Origin of the sequence: Kitasatospora sp. DSM 101779 (genome assembly GCF_025655475.1) — a bacterium.
In the GTDB taxonomy this organism is placed as follows: domain Bacteria; phylum Actinomycetota; class Actinomycetes; order Streptomycetales; family Streptomycetaceae; genus Kitasatospora.
In genome coordinates this window covers 1,140,224-1,153,899 of sequence record NZ_JAHTIK010000001.1, presented here as the reverse complement: position 1 = coordinate 1,153,899, position 13,676 = coordinate 1,140,224, and the positions used below count along the sequence as shown (strand labels likewise).

Genomic DNA, 13,676 nt, shown 5'->3' with positions numbered 1-13,676 from the left:
CGCGGTAGGGCTGCGACCTGCAGGTCCGCCGGCTTCCCTCGTTCTTCTCCGTTCTCCTCTGTCGATGTCCTCCCCCGCGAGACCCCGAGACCCCCGAGACCCCGAGGTGGCCCCATGTCCTCCGATGCCCCGTCCATACCCGGAACGTCCATGACCCAGCAGACCTACCCCGACGGCCGGGTCGCCCTCGCCGAAGGAGTCGCCCTGGACGACTCCCGGTTCGTCAACGACGACCTCGCGCCCGTCCCGGTCGCCAGACGCACCTGGGGGGTTTACAACTATCTGAGTCTCTGGGTCGGCATGGCCCACAACATCCCGTCCTGGACCCTCGCCTCCGGGCTGGTCGCGCTCGGCATGGGCTGGAAGCAGGCCGTCCTGACCATCGCCCTGGCCAACCTGATCGTGCTCGTCCCGATGCTGCTCACCGGGCACGCCGGCACCAAGTACGGCATCCCCTTCCCGGTCTTCGCCCGGGCCTCGTTCGGCCTGCGCGGGGCGAACCTGCCGGCGATGATCCGGGCGGCGGTGGCCTGCGCCTGGTTCGGCATCCAGACCTGGATCGGCGGCGAGGGGATCTTCCTGCTCGCCGGCAAACTGCTCGGCTCCGGCTGGCAGAACGCCTCCCACATCGGCGGCTACCCGTGGACGCAGTGGCTGTCGTTCCTGATCTTCTGGGCGATCGAGATGGCGATCATCGCCCGTGGCATGGAGACCCTACGGCGGTTCGAGAACTGGGCGGCGCCGTTCGTCATCGTCGGCGCGCTCGCCCTGCTGGTGTGGATCTCGGTGGAGGCGGGCGGCTTCGGCCCCCTGCTCGACCAGCCCTCCAGGCTCGGCTGGGACGGTGACTTCTGGAAGGTCTTCTTCCCCGCCCTGATGGGCATGATCGGCTTCTGGTCGACGCTGTCGCTGAACATCCCCGACTTCACCCGCTTCGGCGGCTCGCAGAAGGCCCAGATGCGCGGCCAGGCCCTTGGCCTGCCCACCACCATGACCCTGTTCGCGCTGCTGTCGGTGCTGGTGACCTCCGGCTCCCAGGCCGTCTACGGCGAGCCGATCTGGGACCCGATCGCGCTCGCCGCGAAGATGGACTCCACGGCGGGCATCCTGTTCGCCCTGCTGACCGTGCTGATCGCCACCCTGTCCGTCAACATCGCGGCCAACGTGGTGTCCCCGGCCTACGACCTGTCCAACCTGCTGCCCAAGCTGGTGAACTTCCGGACCGGCGCGGTGATCACGGGCGTGGTCGGCATCGTCATCTTCCCGTGGAAGCTCATCTCCGACCCGCAGATCTACATCTTCACCTGGCTCGGCGTGGTCGGCGGCCTGCTCGGCACGGTGGCCGGCATCCTGATCGCCGACTACTGGATCGTCCGCCGCACCGCCCTGGAGCTCGCCGACCTCTACCGCCCCCACGGCGTCTACTGGTACGCGCACGGCTGGAACTGGCGCGCCGTCACCGCCCTGGCCGTCGGCGGCCTCCTCGCCGTCGGCGGCTCCTACGGCGGCCCCTTCCCCGCCGACGGCCTGATCCCCTTCCTCAAGCCCCTCGCCGACTACGGGTGGGCGGTCGGCTTCGCCTCCGCGACCCTGCTGTACGCCGCCCTCACCGGCCGCTCCCGCACCGCCCGCTGAACCGGCCCTCACCGCCACCGGTGCACCCGGTGGCGGTGAAGCTCGGTTCCGGAGGTCCACCGCGGTGGTGAGGCGTGACCCGGGGCTCCCGGCTCAGGGAGCTGAGGTCTCCTGCTCCGCCTCGACCCGGGCGTTCCACTCGCGCTTGGAAGCCTGCCAGCCGTCCTCGTTGTGGCCGAGCCGCCAGTAGCCGGAGATCGAGAGGTCCTCGCGGGGGATCCCGAGGTCCACGCGCAGGAACGCCCGCACCTCCTTGACGAAACCGGCCTCGCCGTGGACGAAGGCGTGCACCCGGCCCTGCGGGAATTCCAGTGTGCGGACGGCCTCGACCAGCAGGTCGCCGACGGGGCGGTCGCCGCGGTGCAGCCAGACGACCTCCGCGGCGGAGTCGAACTTCTGCTCCTCCTCGGGGCCGGCGACCTCGACGAAGGCACGGACGGCGGCGTCCGCGGGCAGGGCCTCCAGGGCTGCGGCGATGGCGGGCAGGGCGCTCTCGTCACCGGCCAGCAGGTGCCAGTCGGCGGTGGCGTCGGGAGCGTAGCCGCCGCCGGGGCCCATGAACCGGACGGTGTCGCCCGGTCGGGCACGCACTGCCCACGGCCCGGCCAGCCCCTCGTCGCCGTGGACCACGAAGTCCAGGGTGAGCTCGCGCAGTTCGGGGTTCCACGCGCGGACGGTGTACGTCCGGGTCACGGGCCACTGCTCGCGGGGGAACTCCTCACGGATCCGCTCCAGGTCGAACGGCTCCGGATAGGTCACGCCCTCGGCGCCGAAGAGCACCTTCACGTAGTGGTCGGTGAAGGTGCCCGCCGTGAACGCGGCGAGACCGTCCCCTCCGAGCACCACCCGCTGCATGTGGGGGGTGAGCCGCTCGGTGCGGACGACGTGCGCGGTGTGGGGCTTCCGGGCCGGACGCTCTGCCATGGGTGCTCTCCTCATGTCGATCTCGGGTCATGTCGATCTCGGGCCCGCCGACGACACGCCCGCCGCACGGCGCGGCCGGGAGTGCCCGCGCGGCGGGCGCTTCTCCTCGCCCCGGAGCGCTCCGGCGGCCCGGCCGCAGCCGGGTCCGCGCGGCGCGGACGTCCGCTGCCGCTCCCGTGTGCGGGCCGGACCGGGTGTGCGCACAGGACATCGGACCGGTCGTGACATGTGGATCGTAGCCGCCGGGAAACAGTCCGCACACCGTCCACTGACTGCAGGATCGTTCAACTTGCCCTGCGTTCCCGAGGCCGTCCCAGCCGAGCCGTACCGGTATCGGTGCCCGAGCCCCCACCCCACGGACGCCTTGCGCACGGCGCAGCGGTCGGGGTTGGCCCGGCGGAGAGCACCTGAACCGTCGGCCGAGGTCCAACCGTCCCGACCTCACCGGCCCGCTCCGGACCGAGGCCTGGTATCCGCCGCAGGCCCACGTGAAGCACTGACCCCGGCTGCGGCGGTGGGCCGGCGAGGAGGCCAGCCGACGTGCCGAGAGGCATCGTGCGGTGACGTGACGACAGGTGAGGAAGCGTCAGCCTGCCTCGTCCGAGACGGTGTTCGATCAAAACCGGTACCCATCGGTAAGCCCCGCCGCAGGGTGCGGCTATGACGACGAACCGAATCCGGCGGTCCACCACGGCCGCCGCCTCCGTCCTGCTCGCGCTGGCAGGGCCGTTCGCCGCCGCCCCGGTGGCCCAAGCGGACCCGGCTCCCGCCAGCACCCCCGTGCACCTGACCCTTCCGGCGCCGCACGGCCCCGACGCGGTCGGCACGACCGACCTGCACCTGGTGGACCGGAACCGCACCGACCCCTGGCAGCCCGGACGCTCCCGCGAGCTGATGGTCACGCTCTGGTACCCGGCCCGCTCCGGCGGTGCGGGCGCGCGGGCGCCCCAGCTGTCCGCCGGTACCGCGGCCGCCTTCGCCGACTCGCTGCAGCGGAAGTTCGGCCTGCCCACCGACACCGCCGACTGGGCGGTCACCCTCACCCACGGCCGCACCGGCGTTCCCGCCGGCGCCGGCCGGGACTGCATGCCCGTCGTGCTGTACTCGCCCGGCGCCGGCGGCCTGCGCGGCCAGGGCACCGTCCTCGCCGAGGAGCTCGCCTCCCGCGGCTACCTGGTGGTGGCGATCGACCACACCTACGAGTCACTGGCCGTGGAGTTCCCCGGCGGACGGACGGTCGCGGCCGACTCCGCGGCAGCCGGCGCCGCACCGCGTCGGCTCGTCGACATCCGGGTCGCCGACACCCGCTTCGTCCTGGACCGGCTCGCGGTGCTGAACCGCGGCGGCAACCCGGACGCCGAGCACCGCAGCCTCCCCACCGGACTGGCCGGCCGGATCGACCTCTCCGCCGTCGGCATGACCGGCCACTCGCTCGGTGGCGCCACCGCCGCCCAGGTGATGCACGACGACCCCCGGGTGGACGCCGCGGTCGACCTCGACGGCGGGCTGGACTTCGGCGAGGAGGGCCCGGTCGGCAGCGTCGTCGCGGACGGACTGGACCGGCCCTTCCTGCTGATGAACAGCGGCGAGTGGACGCACGACGACCCGTTCTGGCAGCCGTTCTGGGCCAACCTCCGCGGCCCGCACCGCAACATCCGGCTGACCGGCGCCGGCCACCTCTCGTACACCGACCTCCAGGTGCAGCTGCCGCAGATCGCGGCCGCCGGACGGGTGCCGGCCGCCGCCGTGCAGACCCAGGTCGGCACCATCGACCCGGCCGACTCGGTCGTGGCCCAGCGCGCCTACGTCGACGCCTTCTTCGACCTCGGGCTGCGCCACCGCGACAGCCACCTGCTGGACGGCCCGTCGAGCCGCTTCCCGCAGGCCGAGTTCGTGGAGTAGCCCGGCGCCCGGCCGGCGCCCACGGTCTCTCCGCCCGGCGTCCGCACGGCACCCGGCCGGCGCCCACCGTCGACCGCACTCCGCCCACCACAGGCCGTCCCCCGCCCGGACGGCCCGGCGGGCGGCGTGCCGACGGGCGGGCGGCGCCGGCCGCTGGAAGGCTGGGCCGCGGTGGCACTCTCGATGGGAGAAGACGTGATCACTACCGACTTCGTACCCGGCTCCCCCTGCTGGCTCGACCTCGGCGCCCCGGACGTCGCCGCGACGGCCGCCTTCTACAACGCCGTGCTCGGCTGGGAGACCCAGTCGTTCGAGGAGGAGGGCGGCGACTTCCGCGCCTTCGTGCACAACGGCAAGATCGTGGGCGGCATCGGGCCGCTCACCGAGGAAGGCGCCCGCTCGGCCTGGATGCTCTACTTCAAGACCACCGACGCGGACGCCACCGCCGAGGCCGTGCAGCGGCTCGGCGGCACCGTCCGGGTCGCCCCGATGGACGCGGGCAAGGAAGGGCGGATGGCCCAGTTCTCCGACCCGCTCGGCGGCCAGTTCGCGGTCTGGCAGCCGATCTCCGACCCCGGCCTGCAGATGGTCGACGACCCGGTCAGCCTCAACTGGACCGAGCTGTACACCACCGACGCCACGGCCGCCCGCGAGTTCTACGGCACCCTCTTCGGCTGGCAGACCGAGGCCATGCCGCTGCCCGGCGGCGTCGAGGGCACCTACTGGCTGATCACCCCCGCCGGACTGCCCAAGGACCGGATGCAGGGCGGCCTGCTGCAGCTGCCCCCCGAGCACCTGGTGCTCACCGGCGGTACGCCCTACTGGCACCCGGTCTTCGCCGTGGAGGACGCCGACGACGCCGCCGCCAAGGTCAAGGCCAACGGCGGCAGCCTCCAGATGGAGCCGGAGGACGCCCCCGGCGTCGGCCGCCTCGCCGTCTGCGTGGACCCCAACGGCGCGGACTTCGTCGTCCTCAAGCCCTCGCCGGCGGCCTGACCCGGCCACGACCCCGCCACCGCGGGCCGGCCCGGCACACCCGCCGGGCCGGCCCGTCCGCGTCCCTGCGGCCTCCCGTCCGCGTTCCCGCGGGCGGCCGACTGCGCACCGCCGGGCGGTCGGCCGGGGGCGACGACGGCATGGACTCCGGATCGAAGCCACCGACCTGCCCGGCCGAAGCTGCGCCTCCGGCCCGGCCTTCCGCGGTGCGACCGGCATCCACGTAGCGGCGCAGCGCCGCGGCCGGCCGGACGAGCTGCTGGGCCCGGTACCCGGCGACGCGCCCACCGCGTGCTGGACCCCGGAGCGCACCGCCGTCCGCACCCCGCAGGGCATCGACCTGCGCGGCCCCCACCTCCAGGGCGGCCCGCAGGCCCGGTTCGTCCACCTCTCCTGCGGCACCGTCGACGGGTCCGGCGGCTTCGCGATGTTCCGGCGCGCCAAGCTGATGCTGGACGCCGTCGACCCGGAGACCGTCGAGTCGGCCGTGGCCTCCGGTCTGCTGGTCGTCCGGCTCGGTCTGACCGACGGCAGGGGGCAGCCGCTGTGCGCCGCCGTCCGCCCGCCGGCCGCCACGGGGTCCGCCGGCTGACCACCGGACCGAGCGCCGTACGGCCCCGGCCGCCCCGCCGTACGGCCCCGGCCGGGTGCTCTCCCCGGGTGACGGCTCGCCCTGACACGGTGGCGAAACGTGCCCGTCCCCGGTCGGCTGGGTAGCGTCGGCAGTCCCAGCCGATGCCCGACGACCGACCGCCCCGGCCGCCGGGCGGCCGGCCGCCGGGGTGCACCGGCGCAGCAGCAGCCGGGCGACGCAGTCGGGGAGGGAGCCGCACGTGGTCGACGCAGCCGAGGACGGGACCGCCCGGCCGCCGGGCACACCCATCGGGCGCCGGGGCTTCCTCAAGTCGGCGGGCCTCGCCGCCGTCCCCGCCCTGCTGCCCGCCGCGGAGGCCACCGCCGCGCCGATCCTCCCGCCGCGGGAGCTGCCGCCGCTGAACCCGCCGGCCGCTGTCCCGGACCCGTCGGACGTTCCGGCGCCGCCGGCCGACGCCGATGCGGTGGCCCGCTTGCTGAGCGCGCCCGGCCCGCGCGATGTCCGCTGGATCCGGCGCGCCCTGCAGATCGCCGTCGCCGTGGAACTCGCGACCATCCCGCCGTACCTCTGCGCCTGGTGGTCGATCAAAGACCGGACGAGCGAGCCCGCCCGGCTGATCCAGGGCATCGTCGGCGACGAGATGTTCCACATGGGGCTGACCTGCAACCTGCTCACCGCGGTCGGCGGGCGGCCGCGGATCGCCTCCTCCGTCCTCGGGTACCCGGCACCGCTGCCCGGCGGTGTCCGGCCCGACCTCACGGTGCACCTCTCCGGGCTCACCAAGTCGTACGTCCGGGACGTGCTGATGGCGATCGAGGCCCCCGAGCAGCCGCTCGTCCGGGAGTCCGGGCCGACCATCGGCACCTTCTACACCGCGCTGCAGGACGCCTTCCACGAGGTCCGGCCGGCGCTCGACACCGCCGGGCAGCTCTCCGTCCGGATCGGGCCCGACATGCTGCGGCCGGTGGCCACCCTGGCCGACGTCGACGAGGCACTGGAGGTGATCAAGGAGCAGGGCGAGGGCACCTCCGCCAGCCCGGGCGTTCCCGCGGGCCACGGCGCGCCCGCCCACTACTACGCCTTCGGCGAGATCTTCCACGAGCGCCGGGTGGTCGCCTCCGCCGACCGCTGGGGCTACGACGGCGACCCGGTGCCCTTCCCCGAGACCAGGCCGATGGGCATGGTGCCGCCGGGCGGCTGGCCGGACCCGCCCGCGGCGGCCGGGCAGCTGCTCGGCCGGTTCGACCTGCTGTTCAGTCGCGTGGTGCACGCCCTGGAGGGCGCCTGGGCGATCGGCGACACGCACGCGCTGGACGGCGCCGTCCGCTCGATGCACGCCCTGGAGGAGCCCGCCCTCGCCCTGATGGAGATCCCGCTCCCCGACGGCAGCGGCGTGTACGGCCCCCAGTTCCGCGTCCTCACCCGCCGGCCGGGCGAACTGTCCTGACCGGCCGCCCGGACGAACCGTCCCGATCGGCCGGTGTCGCGGCCGAGCCGGCGCCGGCTCAGCCGCGGCGGCCCCAGGCCGTGATCAGACCGGGGGAGAGGTCCGCCGCCGTGCCCTCGGCGAGGGCGCGCTCCGCCCGGGCCAGCCGGTCGGGGGTGACCAGGCCGGTGGCCAGCATCGCGGGACGGGAGCGCCGCCAGGTGTCCAGCCAGAAAGCCGTGATCGGGCTGTCGGCCGTCAGCGGGGGCACCGTGATCTCCGCACCGACGTCCGTCAGACCGAGCTCAGCCAGCAGCCGCGGGTACCGCGGCGTCCGGCTGACATCGGTGCCGATGGTCTCCCGCAGCGCCCGCCACATCGCCCGCATCGCCAGCCGGTACGGGGTCTCCGGCGGAGCGGAGGAGGTGAGGTCCACCGCGTCGCCGAGCACGAGGTGCCCGCCGGGCGCCAGGAACTCGCAGAGCCCGGCCGCCAGCCGTCGGTGCTCGGGGACGTGCATCAGCACGAAGCGTGCGTGCACCAGGTCGAAGCGGCCCAGGTCGGGCCGGTCCGGGTCGAAGCCGGGTGCGGTGACGTCGGCGGCCAGCGTGCGCAGCGCCCCGCCGGCGTGCGGCTCCAGGAAGCGGACGTCCCGGTCGACCGCCAGGACCTCGGCGACGCCCGCCTCCTCGGCCAGCCAGCGGGCGACCGTGCCGGTGCCCGCACCGATCTCCAGGCAGCGGGTGCCCGGCCCCGCCCCGACGGCGAGCAGCCGGCGGCGGGTGGCGCCGTCGTAGGCCAGCGCGCCCAGGTCGATGCGCTCGCCCTCCCCGGGCCGCCACGGCTCGAACAGCGTCTCGCCGTACCCGCCCCGTTCCGTCCTCGCCGGATCGACGCCCATGGCGGCCTCCCGTCCCGCGGTGCACGACCTTCCGAGCGTAGGTGCGGTCCGGCCCATCCCGCCCGGCGCCGGTGCAGAGGCGGACGGTGCGGCGACGGACAGTGCGGCGGACGGTGCGGCGACGGACGGTGCGGCGACGGACGGTGCGATCACCCCTGGAATACTGGGCGGGTGATCGAAACCCCACGCGTGGACGGCCCGAGGCTCACCGGACGCGGCGCTGCCCGCCGCACCGAGCTCTTCGAGGAGCTGACGGCCCTGCTGATCGCCGAGGGGTTCGCCCAGCTGACCCTGGACGACCTGGCCGCCCGGCTGCGCTGCTCCAAGCGCACGCTGTACGGCTTGGCCGGCAGCAAGGAACAGCTCGTCCGGGCGGCCGTGGTGCACTTCTTCCGGCGCGCGACGGTGCGGGTCGAGGCGGCGCTCGCCGCCGAGACCGACCCGGCCCGCCGGCTCGCCGCCTACCTGCGGGCGGTGGCCGGCGAACTCTCCCCGGTGTCGGCCCGCTTCTTCGACGACGTGGCCGCCTTCGATCCGGCCGCCGAGGTGTACGAGCGCAACACCCGGGCCGCCGCCCGGCGGGTGCAGGAGCTGATCGACGAGGGCGTCGCCGACGGTGCCTTCCGCGAGGTCCACGTGGCCTTCGCCGCCGACGTGATCACCTCCGTGATGGTGCGGATCCAGCAGCGGCAGGTGGCCGCCGCCACCGGCCTGGCCGACGCGGACGCCTACGCCCACCTCGCCGAGCTGCTGCTGCACGGCCTGGCCCGCTGAGCCGGCGCACCGCGCGGCCCGGGCCCCGGCTCAGCCCGGCAGGGTCTGGGTGACCCGCCACAGCCGCCGGGGCAGGGCGCCCTCCTCGAAGCCGTGTACCTCGTCGAGCCGCCAGCCCTCCGCCAGCGTCTCCACCAGGGCGCGGGAGAAGAAGTGCACCGCGAAGCCGCCGTGCTCCCGGATGCCGTCGCCGTGGCCGGTGCCGACCCCGGCATGGGCGTCGCCGGTGTGCCGCACGGTGTAGACCAGGCTGCCGCCGGGCCGCAGCACCCGGCGCACCTCGCCGACCAGCGAACGGAGCTCGGCGGTGGTCAGCGCCATGCAGAACAGCATGTGCGCGAAGACGCCGTCCACCGAACCGTCGGCGAACGGCAGCGGTGCTCGGACGTCGCACACCGCAGCACCCGTGCGGTCCGCTGTGCCGCGCCGCTCGGCGGCGTCCCGCAGCTGCCGCAGACCGACCTCACTGAAGTCCGCGGCCGCGACCCGCAGGCCGCCGTCGGCGAAGAAGAGCGCGTCGCGGCCGTGCCCGGCACCGAGTTCGAGCACCTGCCGCGCGCCCGCCGCGGCGAACACCCGGGCGGCGTGCCGGGCCGGGTCCGAGGGCTCCTCGCCGTACATGCCGGGGTGCCGCCCGTACGTCCGCTGCCAGTGCTCCCGCTGCTGCGCGGCCAGGTCCTGCTGCTCGTCCGCCACCGTTCCGCCTCCCTGGGACCAGTCTCGCCGGGACGGCGATCCGCTGCCCCGGAGGCCCGCTCGGACTTCGGTGTCGCCGTCACCCGAGCGGGCCTAGCCTGGGAGGAGGAGGCGATGGACATGCTTGCTGATGCGCCGCTGCTCGCCATCATTCCGGCCGCCGACCTGGAACGGGCGAAGGCGTTCTACCGCGACACCCTGGGGCTGACGCTCTCCGAGGAGGGCCCGCAGGAGGTCACCTTCGAGTGTGGCGGCACCAAGTTCGGGATCTACGAGACTCCGTACGGCGGCCAGGCCGGGCACACCCTGGCGAGCTGGAAGGTGACCGGCCTCGACGCCGAGATGAAGGAGCTGCGCGACCGCGGCGTCACCTTCGAGGACTACGACCTGCCCGGCCTGAAGACGGTCGACGGCGTGGCGGAGGCCGAGGGGATGCGCGCGGCCTGGTTCAAGGACAGCGAAGGGAACGTCCTCTGCGTGAACGAGCGGGCCGACGGCTGAGGGGCTGAGGGGCCGGCGGGCGCCGCGGCGGACCGGTGCGGTCGCCCCGCACCGGCCGTTCCCCGTCCGCCCGCCGAGCGCCCGTCAGCCGGCGGACGCCTCCATCGCCTCGCGGGTGATCTGATCGAACCGGGCGCCCATCGCGGCGGCCAGCGCGTTGGCGCCGGACAGCGGACGGACCATCACCGTGAGGTCGTCGATCAGCCCGTCCTCGTCGAGGTGGAGGAAGTCGCAGCCGTCCACCCGCCGGCCGTCCACCGTCGCCGTGAAGGCGAGCGCGTGCCCGCGGCCGTCCTCGCTTGCGAACTCCCGGACGTAGCGGAAGTCCTCGAAGACCTGCATCACGGCGCGCAGGATCGCCGCGGTGATCGCCCGGCCCGGGTACGGCTTGAAGGCGACGGGGCTGGTGAAGACGACGTCCTCGGCGAGCAACGCCTCGATCGCCGCCGCGTCGCGCCGCTCGACGGCCTCGCGGAAGGGGTGCATCCGGCCACCTCCGGTGGGGGAGATATTCAACTTTTTGAATAGGTGTGGAGGAGACTAGGCGGCCACCTGCGCCGCTGTCCAGAGCCGCCCGCACGGACGGCGCTACCCTGTCGGGATGGCGTTGCGCAACGCGGTGATGGCCGCACTGCTGGAGGGCGAGGCGTCCGGGTACGACCTGGCCAAGGAGTTCGACGCATCGGTCGCGAACTTCTGGATGGCCACCCCGCAGCAGCTCTACCGGGAGCTCGACCGGATGGAGGCCGAGGGGCTCGTCCGGGCCCGCGTCGTCGAACAGGAGCGCCGCCCCAACAAGCGGCTCTTCTCGCTCACCGAGGCCGGCCGCCGACAGCTGCGGGAGTTCACCGCCGAGCCGCTGCGCCCCGGCGCGATCCGCGACGAACTGATGGTCAAGGTCCGCGCGGTCGACGCGGGCGACGCCGGGGCCGTGCGGGCCGCGATCGCCGAACGGATCGCCTGGGCCGAGGCGAAGATCGCCCGCTGGGAACGGCTGCGCACCCGGCTCCTCGCCGGCCGCACCGAGGACGAGTTCCTCGCCGGCGCCGAACGGATCGGCCCCTACCTCACCCTGCTGCGCGGCCTCGCCTTCGAGGAGGAGAACATTCGCTGGGGCCGGCGCGCCCTGGCCGTCCTCGACCGGCGCGCCGCCGCCGTGCAGTGACCGCCGTGCCGAGTCAGCCGTGCCGTGACCGTTAGGCGGTGACCGCCGTGCCGTGACCGCCGTGCCGTGCCGCGGTGCGTCGCACACCGGTCGGCGTGCTGCGCTCCCCGCCCGGGGGTGGCGGGGCATCATGAGCCTGTGACCGACCGTGACGACTTCCTGCACTGGGTCGGGACCGCGCTGTACGCGGCGGAGCGGTCCCTGCACGACGGCGACGCGGCCCCGCGCCGCGCGCTGTGGTCGCGGCAGGAGCCGGTGAGCGTCCTCGGGGCGTGGCGCACCGCGGTCGGCCGACGGGAGGTCGGCGAGCTCTTCGCCGCGTTGGAGGCGAGCTTCTCCGACTGCACCGCCTACCGGTTCGAGCTGCTCGTCGCCGACGTGGTGGGCGACCTGGCGTACACCGCGGGCCTGGAGCACGTGTCGGCGTCCGTCGACGGGCGGCCGCGGACGTACGTGCTCCGCGTCACCCAGATCTACCGTCGCGAGGACGGCGAATGGCGGGTGGCCCACCGTCACGGGGACACCGTCACCGGGGGATGACGCCTCAGCCGGTCGGGGGTGCGGCCCGCAGGCCGCCGAGGAGGGCGGCGAGGTAGCGCCGGGCGGTGTCGGTGCGGTCGGCGGGCGTGCCGCCGTGCACGTCGACGGCGTGGGCGATGCCGCACAGGAGCGGGACGAGGTCGGTGGCGGCCAGGTCCGGGCGGACGGCCCCGGCGTCGCGGGCCCGGTCGAGGAGCGCGGCACCGGCCGAGCGGAGGGACCGCTTGAGTTCCGCGGTGCGCGGCAGCGCGTCCTCGGCCGCGGCGTTGACCGGGGCCAGCGAGGCGTCGGAGACCTGCGCCTCGACCGTGCGGAGCAGGAAGCCCTCGAACGCGCGCCACGGCTCGGTGTCGGCCAGCGCCTGTTCCCCGTGCGCGGCAAGGGCCTCCAGGCAGGGGGCGGCGACCGTCTCCAACAGGGCCTCGGGCGTGGGGAAGTGGCGGTAGACGGTGCCGACCCCGAGCCCGGCGCGACGGGCGACGTCGTTGAGGTGCAGCGGTTCGCCCCGGTCGACCAGGTCGCGGGCGACGGAGACGATCCGGTCCCAGTTGCGGGCCGCATCCTTGCGCAGGGGCGTCGTCGTCATGGGCACATGCTAATCGGATGGCCCATCCGGATGTCTCCGCCGCCGGAGCCGGAGCCGGAGCCGGAGCCGGCGCTGCCGGACCGGGCCGCCGCCGACGCCGCACCGGACGGTCTGTCAGGCGCCGCGGCGAAACGGTCAGGCGGTGCTCAGGGGAGCGTGCCGTTCGCTGAGCCGGCGCACCGCCCCGGCGACCCGGGGGTCGGCGGCCGCGCGGAGCGGCGCCGCGGGTCGGGTGTCGGCGCCGAGGAGCAGGCCGGTCCGGCCCGCCAGGGCCTCGTCGGTCGCGGCGGTGATCGAGGGCCTGGCGGCCGCCGACGCCGGTCCCGAGGTCGAGCGCTCGAACCTGCGGCGCACCAGCGGCCACAGCAGCCGCAGCGCCGGCGAGACGATCCGCGGGTCGGTCATGGTGCCGTCGGTCATGTCGGTCGCGGCCCCGCCCGGATCGGCGGCGAAGACCGAGACGCCCGTGCCGTCCAGTCGCGCGGCGAGGTCGAGCGTGTAGGCCAGGTTGGCGAGCTTGGCGCGGCCGTACCAGTGGAAGCCGTAGTAGCCGCCGGGCGGCTCGACGGTCTCGAACCCGCGCCTGGCGAGGGCGACCGCGCCCGAGGTGACGTTGACGATCCTGCTCGGCGCCGCCGCGGTCAGCGTCGGCAGCAGCAGTTCCGTCAGCAGGTACGGCGAGAGGTGGTTGACGACGAAGGAGGCCTCGACGCCGCCCAGGCTCGTGCGCTCGGGGAACATCGCCCCGACGTTGTTGACCAGCACGGTCAGCGGATCGCCGGAGGCCGCGTGGTCGGCCGCCAGTCGCTCGGCGAGGGTGCGCACCTGGTCGAGCGAGCCGAGGTCGGCGGCCAGGAACCGGCTGCGGTGCGCCGGACCCGCCGCGTCGATCCGCCCGACCGCCCGCGCGCCCCGGTCGGGGTCGCGGCCGACCACGGTCACCGCGTACCCGGCCGCCGCCAGGCCCACGGCCGTCTCCAGTCCGATGCCGCCCGTGCCGGCCGTGACCACCGCTGTCTTCCGCATGCGTTCCTC

The 13,676-nt window shown here is 74.7% G+C and carries 15 protein-coding genes; 9 read left to right on the top strand and 6 right to left on the bottom strand.

Annotated features, from left to right (window positions below; genetic code table 11):
• Positions 1-114: 114 nt before the first annotated feature.
• Positions 115-1,635, top strand: coding sequence for an NCS1 family nucleobase:cation symporter-1 (locus KSNIM_RS05365; protein WP_411543661.1), 1,521 nt, complete (start codon positions 115-117; stop codon positions 1,633-1,635).
• A 93-nt stretch (positions 1,636-1,728) separates the two neighbouring features.
• On the opposite strand, the gene KSNIM_RS05360 is transcribed toward KSNIM_RS05365, so the two are convergent.
• Positions 1,729-2,559, bottom strand: coding sequence for a siderophore-interacting protein (locus KSNIM_RS05360; RefSeq protein ID WP_263102066.1), 831 nt, complete (start codon positions 2,557-2,559; stop codon positions 1,729-1,731).
• Between the two features lie 660 nt (positions 2,560-3,219).
• Between KSNIM_RS05360 and KSNIM_RS05355 the strand changes: the two genes are divergently transcribed.
• The 4 genes from KSNIM_RS05355 (at position 3,220) to KSNIM_RS05340 (ending at position 7,499) form a co-directional block, all read left to right on the top strand.
• Positions 3,220-4,461, top strand: coding sequence for an alpha/beta hydrolase family protein (locus KSNIM_RS05355; protein WP_263102065.1), 1,242 nt, complete (start codon positions 3,220-3,222; stop codon positions 4,459-4,461).
• 195 nt (positions 4,462-4,656) lie between these two features.
• Complete coding sequence (locus KSNIM_RS05350) at positions 4,657-5,457, top strand: VOC family protein (protein WP_263102064.1); 801 nt, start codon at positions 4,657-4,659, stop codon at positions 5,455-5,457.
• A gap of 151 nt (positions 5,458-5,608) precedes the next feature.
• Complete coding sequence (locus KSNIM_RS05345; protein WP_263107839.1) at positions 5,609-6,049, top strand: DUF5990 family protein; 441 nt, start codon at positions 5,609-5,611, stop codon at positions 6,047-6,049.
• Between the two features lie 241 nt (positions 6,050-6,290).
• On the top strand, positions 6,291-7,499 hold the full coding sequence (locus tag KSNIM_RS05340; RefSeq protein ID WP_263102063.1) for a ferritin-like domain-containing protein: 1,209 nt from the start codon (positions 6,291-6,293) through the stop codon (positions 7,497-7,499).
• Positions 7,500-7,557: 58 nt separating this feature from the next.
• Here the strand turns inward: KSNIM_RS05340 and KSNIM_RS05335 are convergent, their stop codons facing one another.
• On the bottom strand, positions 7,558-8,379 hold the full coding sequence (locus KSNIM_RS05335) for a class I SAM-dependent methyltransferase (RefSeq protein ID WP_263102062.1): 822 nt from the start codon (positions 8,377-8,379) through the stop codon (positions 7,558-7,560).
• A gap of 171 nt (positions 8,380-8,550) precedes the next feature.
• On the opposite strand from KSNIM_RS05335, the gene KSNIM_RS05330 reads away from it, so the two are divergent.
• The gene (locus KSNIM_RS05330) at positions 8,551-9,153 is read left to right on the top strand and encodes a TetR/AcrR family transcriptional regulator (protein WP_263102061.1); all 603 of its coding nucleotides are present in this window, start codon (positions 8,551-8,553) and stop codon (positions 9,151-9,153) included.
• A 30-nt stretch (positions 9,154-9,183) separates the two neighbouring features.
• Here the strand turns inward: KSNIM_RS05330 and KSNIM_RS05325 are convergent, their stop codons facing one another.
• On the bottom strand, positions 9,184-9,849 hold the full coding sequence (locus tag KSNIM_RS05325; protein ID WP_263102060.1) for a class I SAM-dependent methyltransferase: 666 nt from the start codon (positions 9,847-9,849) through the stop codon (positions 9,184-9,186).
• A gap of 114 nt (positions 9,850-9,963) precedes the next feature.
• Between KSNIM_RS05325 and KSNIM_RS05320 the strand changes: the two genes are divergently transcribed.
• Positions 9,964-10,350, top strand: a complete 387-nt coding sequence (locus KSNIM_RS05320) for a VOC family protein (protein ID WP_263102059.1) — start codon at positions 9,964-9,966, stop codon at positions 10,348-10,350.
• Positions 10,351-10,434: 84 nt separating this feature from the next.
• Here KSNIM_RS05320 and KSNIM_RS05315 read toward each other — a convergent pair whose 3' ends face one another.
• Entirely contained in the window at positions 10,435-10,836 is a 402-nt protein-coding gene (locus KSNIM_RS05315) for a nuclear transport factor 2 family protein (protein WP_263102058.1), read from the bottom strand.
• Between the two features lie 115 nt (positions 10,837-10,951).
• Between KSNIM_RS05315 and KSNIM_RS05310 the strand changes: the two genes are divergently transcribed.
• Both KSNIM_RS05310 and KSNIM_RS05305 read left to right on the top strand, forming a co-directional pair.
• A complete protein-coding gene (locus KSNIM_RS05310; protein WP_263102057.1) occupies positions 10,952-11,515 on the top strand; it encodes a PadR family transcriptional regulator in 564 nt (187 codons plus the stop codon).
• A 138-nt stretch (positions 11,516-11,653) separates the two neighbouring features.
• Positions 11,654-12,055: a YybH family protein gene (locus KSNIM_RS05305; RefSeq protein WP_263102056.1), complete on the top strand. Its 402-nt coding sequence runs from the start codon at positions 11,654-11,656 to the stop codon at positions 12,053-12,055.
• 4 nt (positions 12,056-12,059) lie between these two features.
• Here the strand turns inward: KSNIM_RS05305 and KSNIM_RS05300 are convergent, their stop codons facing one another.
• Both KSNIM_RS05300 and KSNIM_RS05295 read right to left on the bottom strand, forming a co-directional pair.
• A complete protein-coding gene (locus KSNIM_RS05300) occupies positions 12,060-12,641 on the bottom strand; it encodes a TetR/AcrR family transcriptional regulator (RefSeq protein WP_263102055.1) in 582 nt (193 codons plus the stop codon).
• Positions 12,642-12,776: 135 nt separating this feature from the next.
• The gene (locus KSNIM_RS05295; RefSeq protein WP_263102054.1) at positions 12,777-13,667 is read right to left on the bottom strand and encodes an SDR family NAD(P)-dependent oxidoreductase; all 891 of its coding nucleotides are present in this window, start codon (positions 13,665-13,667) and stop codon (positions 12,777-12,779) included.
• Positions 13,668-13,676: the final 9 nt, after the last annotated feature.

Coding starts and splice junctions, on each gene's coding strand:
- KSNIM_RS05365 (WP_411543661.1), top strand. CDS start 115: ATGTCCTCCGATGCCCCGTCCATACCCGGAACGTCCATGACCCAGCAG.
- KSNIM_RS05360 (WP_263102066.1), bottom strand. CDS start 2,559: ATGGCAGAGCGTCCGGCCCGGAAGCCCCACACCGCGCACGTCGTCCGC.
- KSNIM_RS05355 (WP_263102065.1), top strand. CDS start 3,220: ATGACGACGAACCGAATCCGGCGGTCCACCACGGCCGCCGCCTCCGTC.
- KSNIM_RS05335 (WP_263102062.1), bottom strand. CDS start 8,379: ATGGGCGTCGATCCGGCGAGGACGGAACGGGGCGGGTACGGCGAGACG.
- KSNIM_RS05320 (WP_263102059.1), top strand. CDS start 9,964: ATGGACATGCTTGCTGATGCGCCGCTGCTCGCCATCATTCCGGCCGCC.
- KSNIM_RS05315 (WP_263102058.1), bottom strand. CDS start 10,836: ATGCACCCCTTCCGCGAGGCCGTCGAGCGGCGCGACGCGGCGGCGATC.
- KSNIM_RS05310 (WP_263102057.1), top strand. CDS start 10,952: ATGGCGTTGCGCAACGCGGTGATGGCCGCACTGCTGGAGGGCGAGGCG.
- KSNIM_RS05300 (WP_263102055.1), bottom strand. CDS start 12,641: ATGACGACGACGCCCCTGCGCAAGGATGCGGCCCGCAACTGGGACCGG.
- KSNIM_RS05295 (WP_263102054.1), bottom strand. CDS start 13,667: ATGCGGAAGACAGCGGTGGTCACGGCCGGCACGGGCGGCATCGGACTG.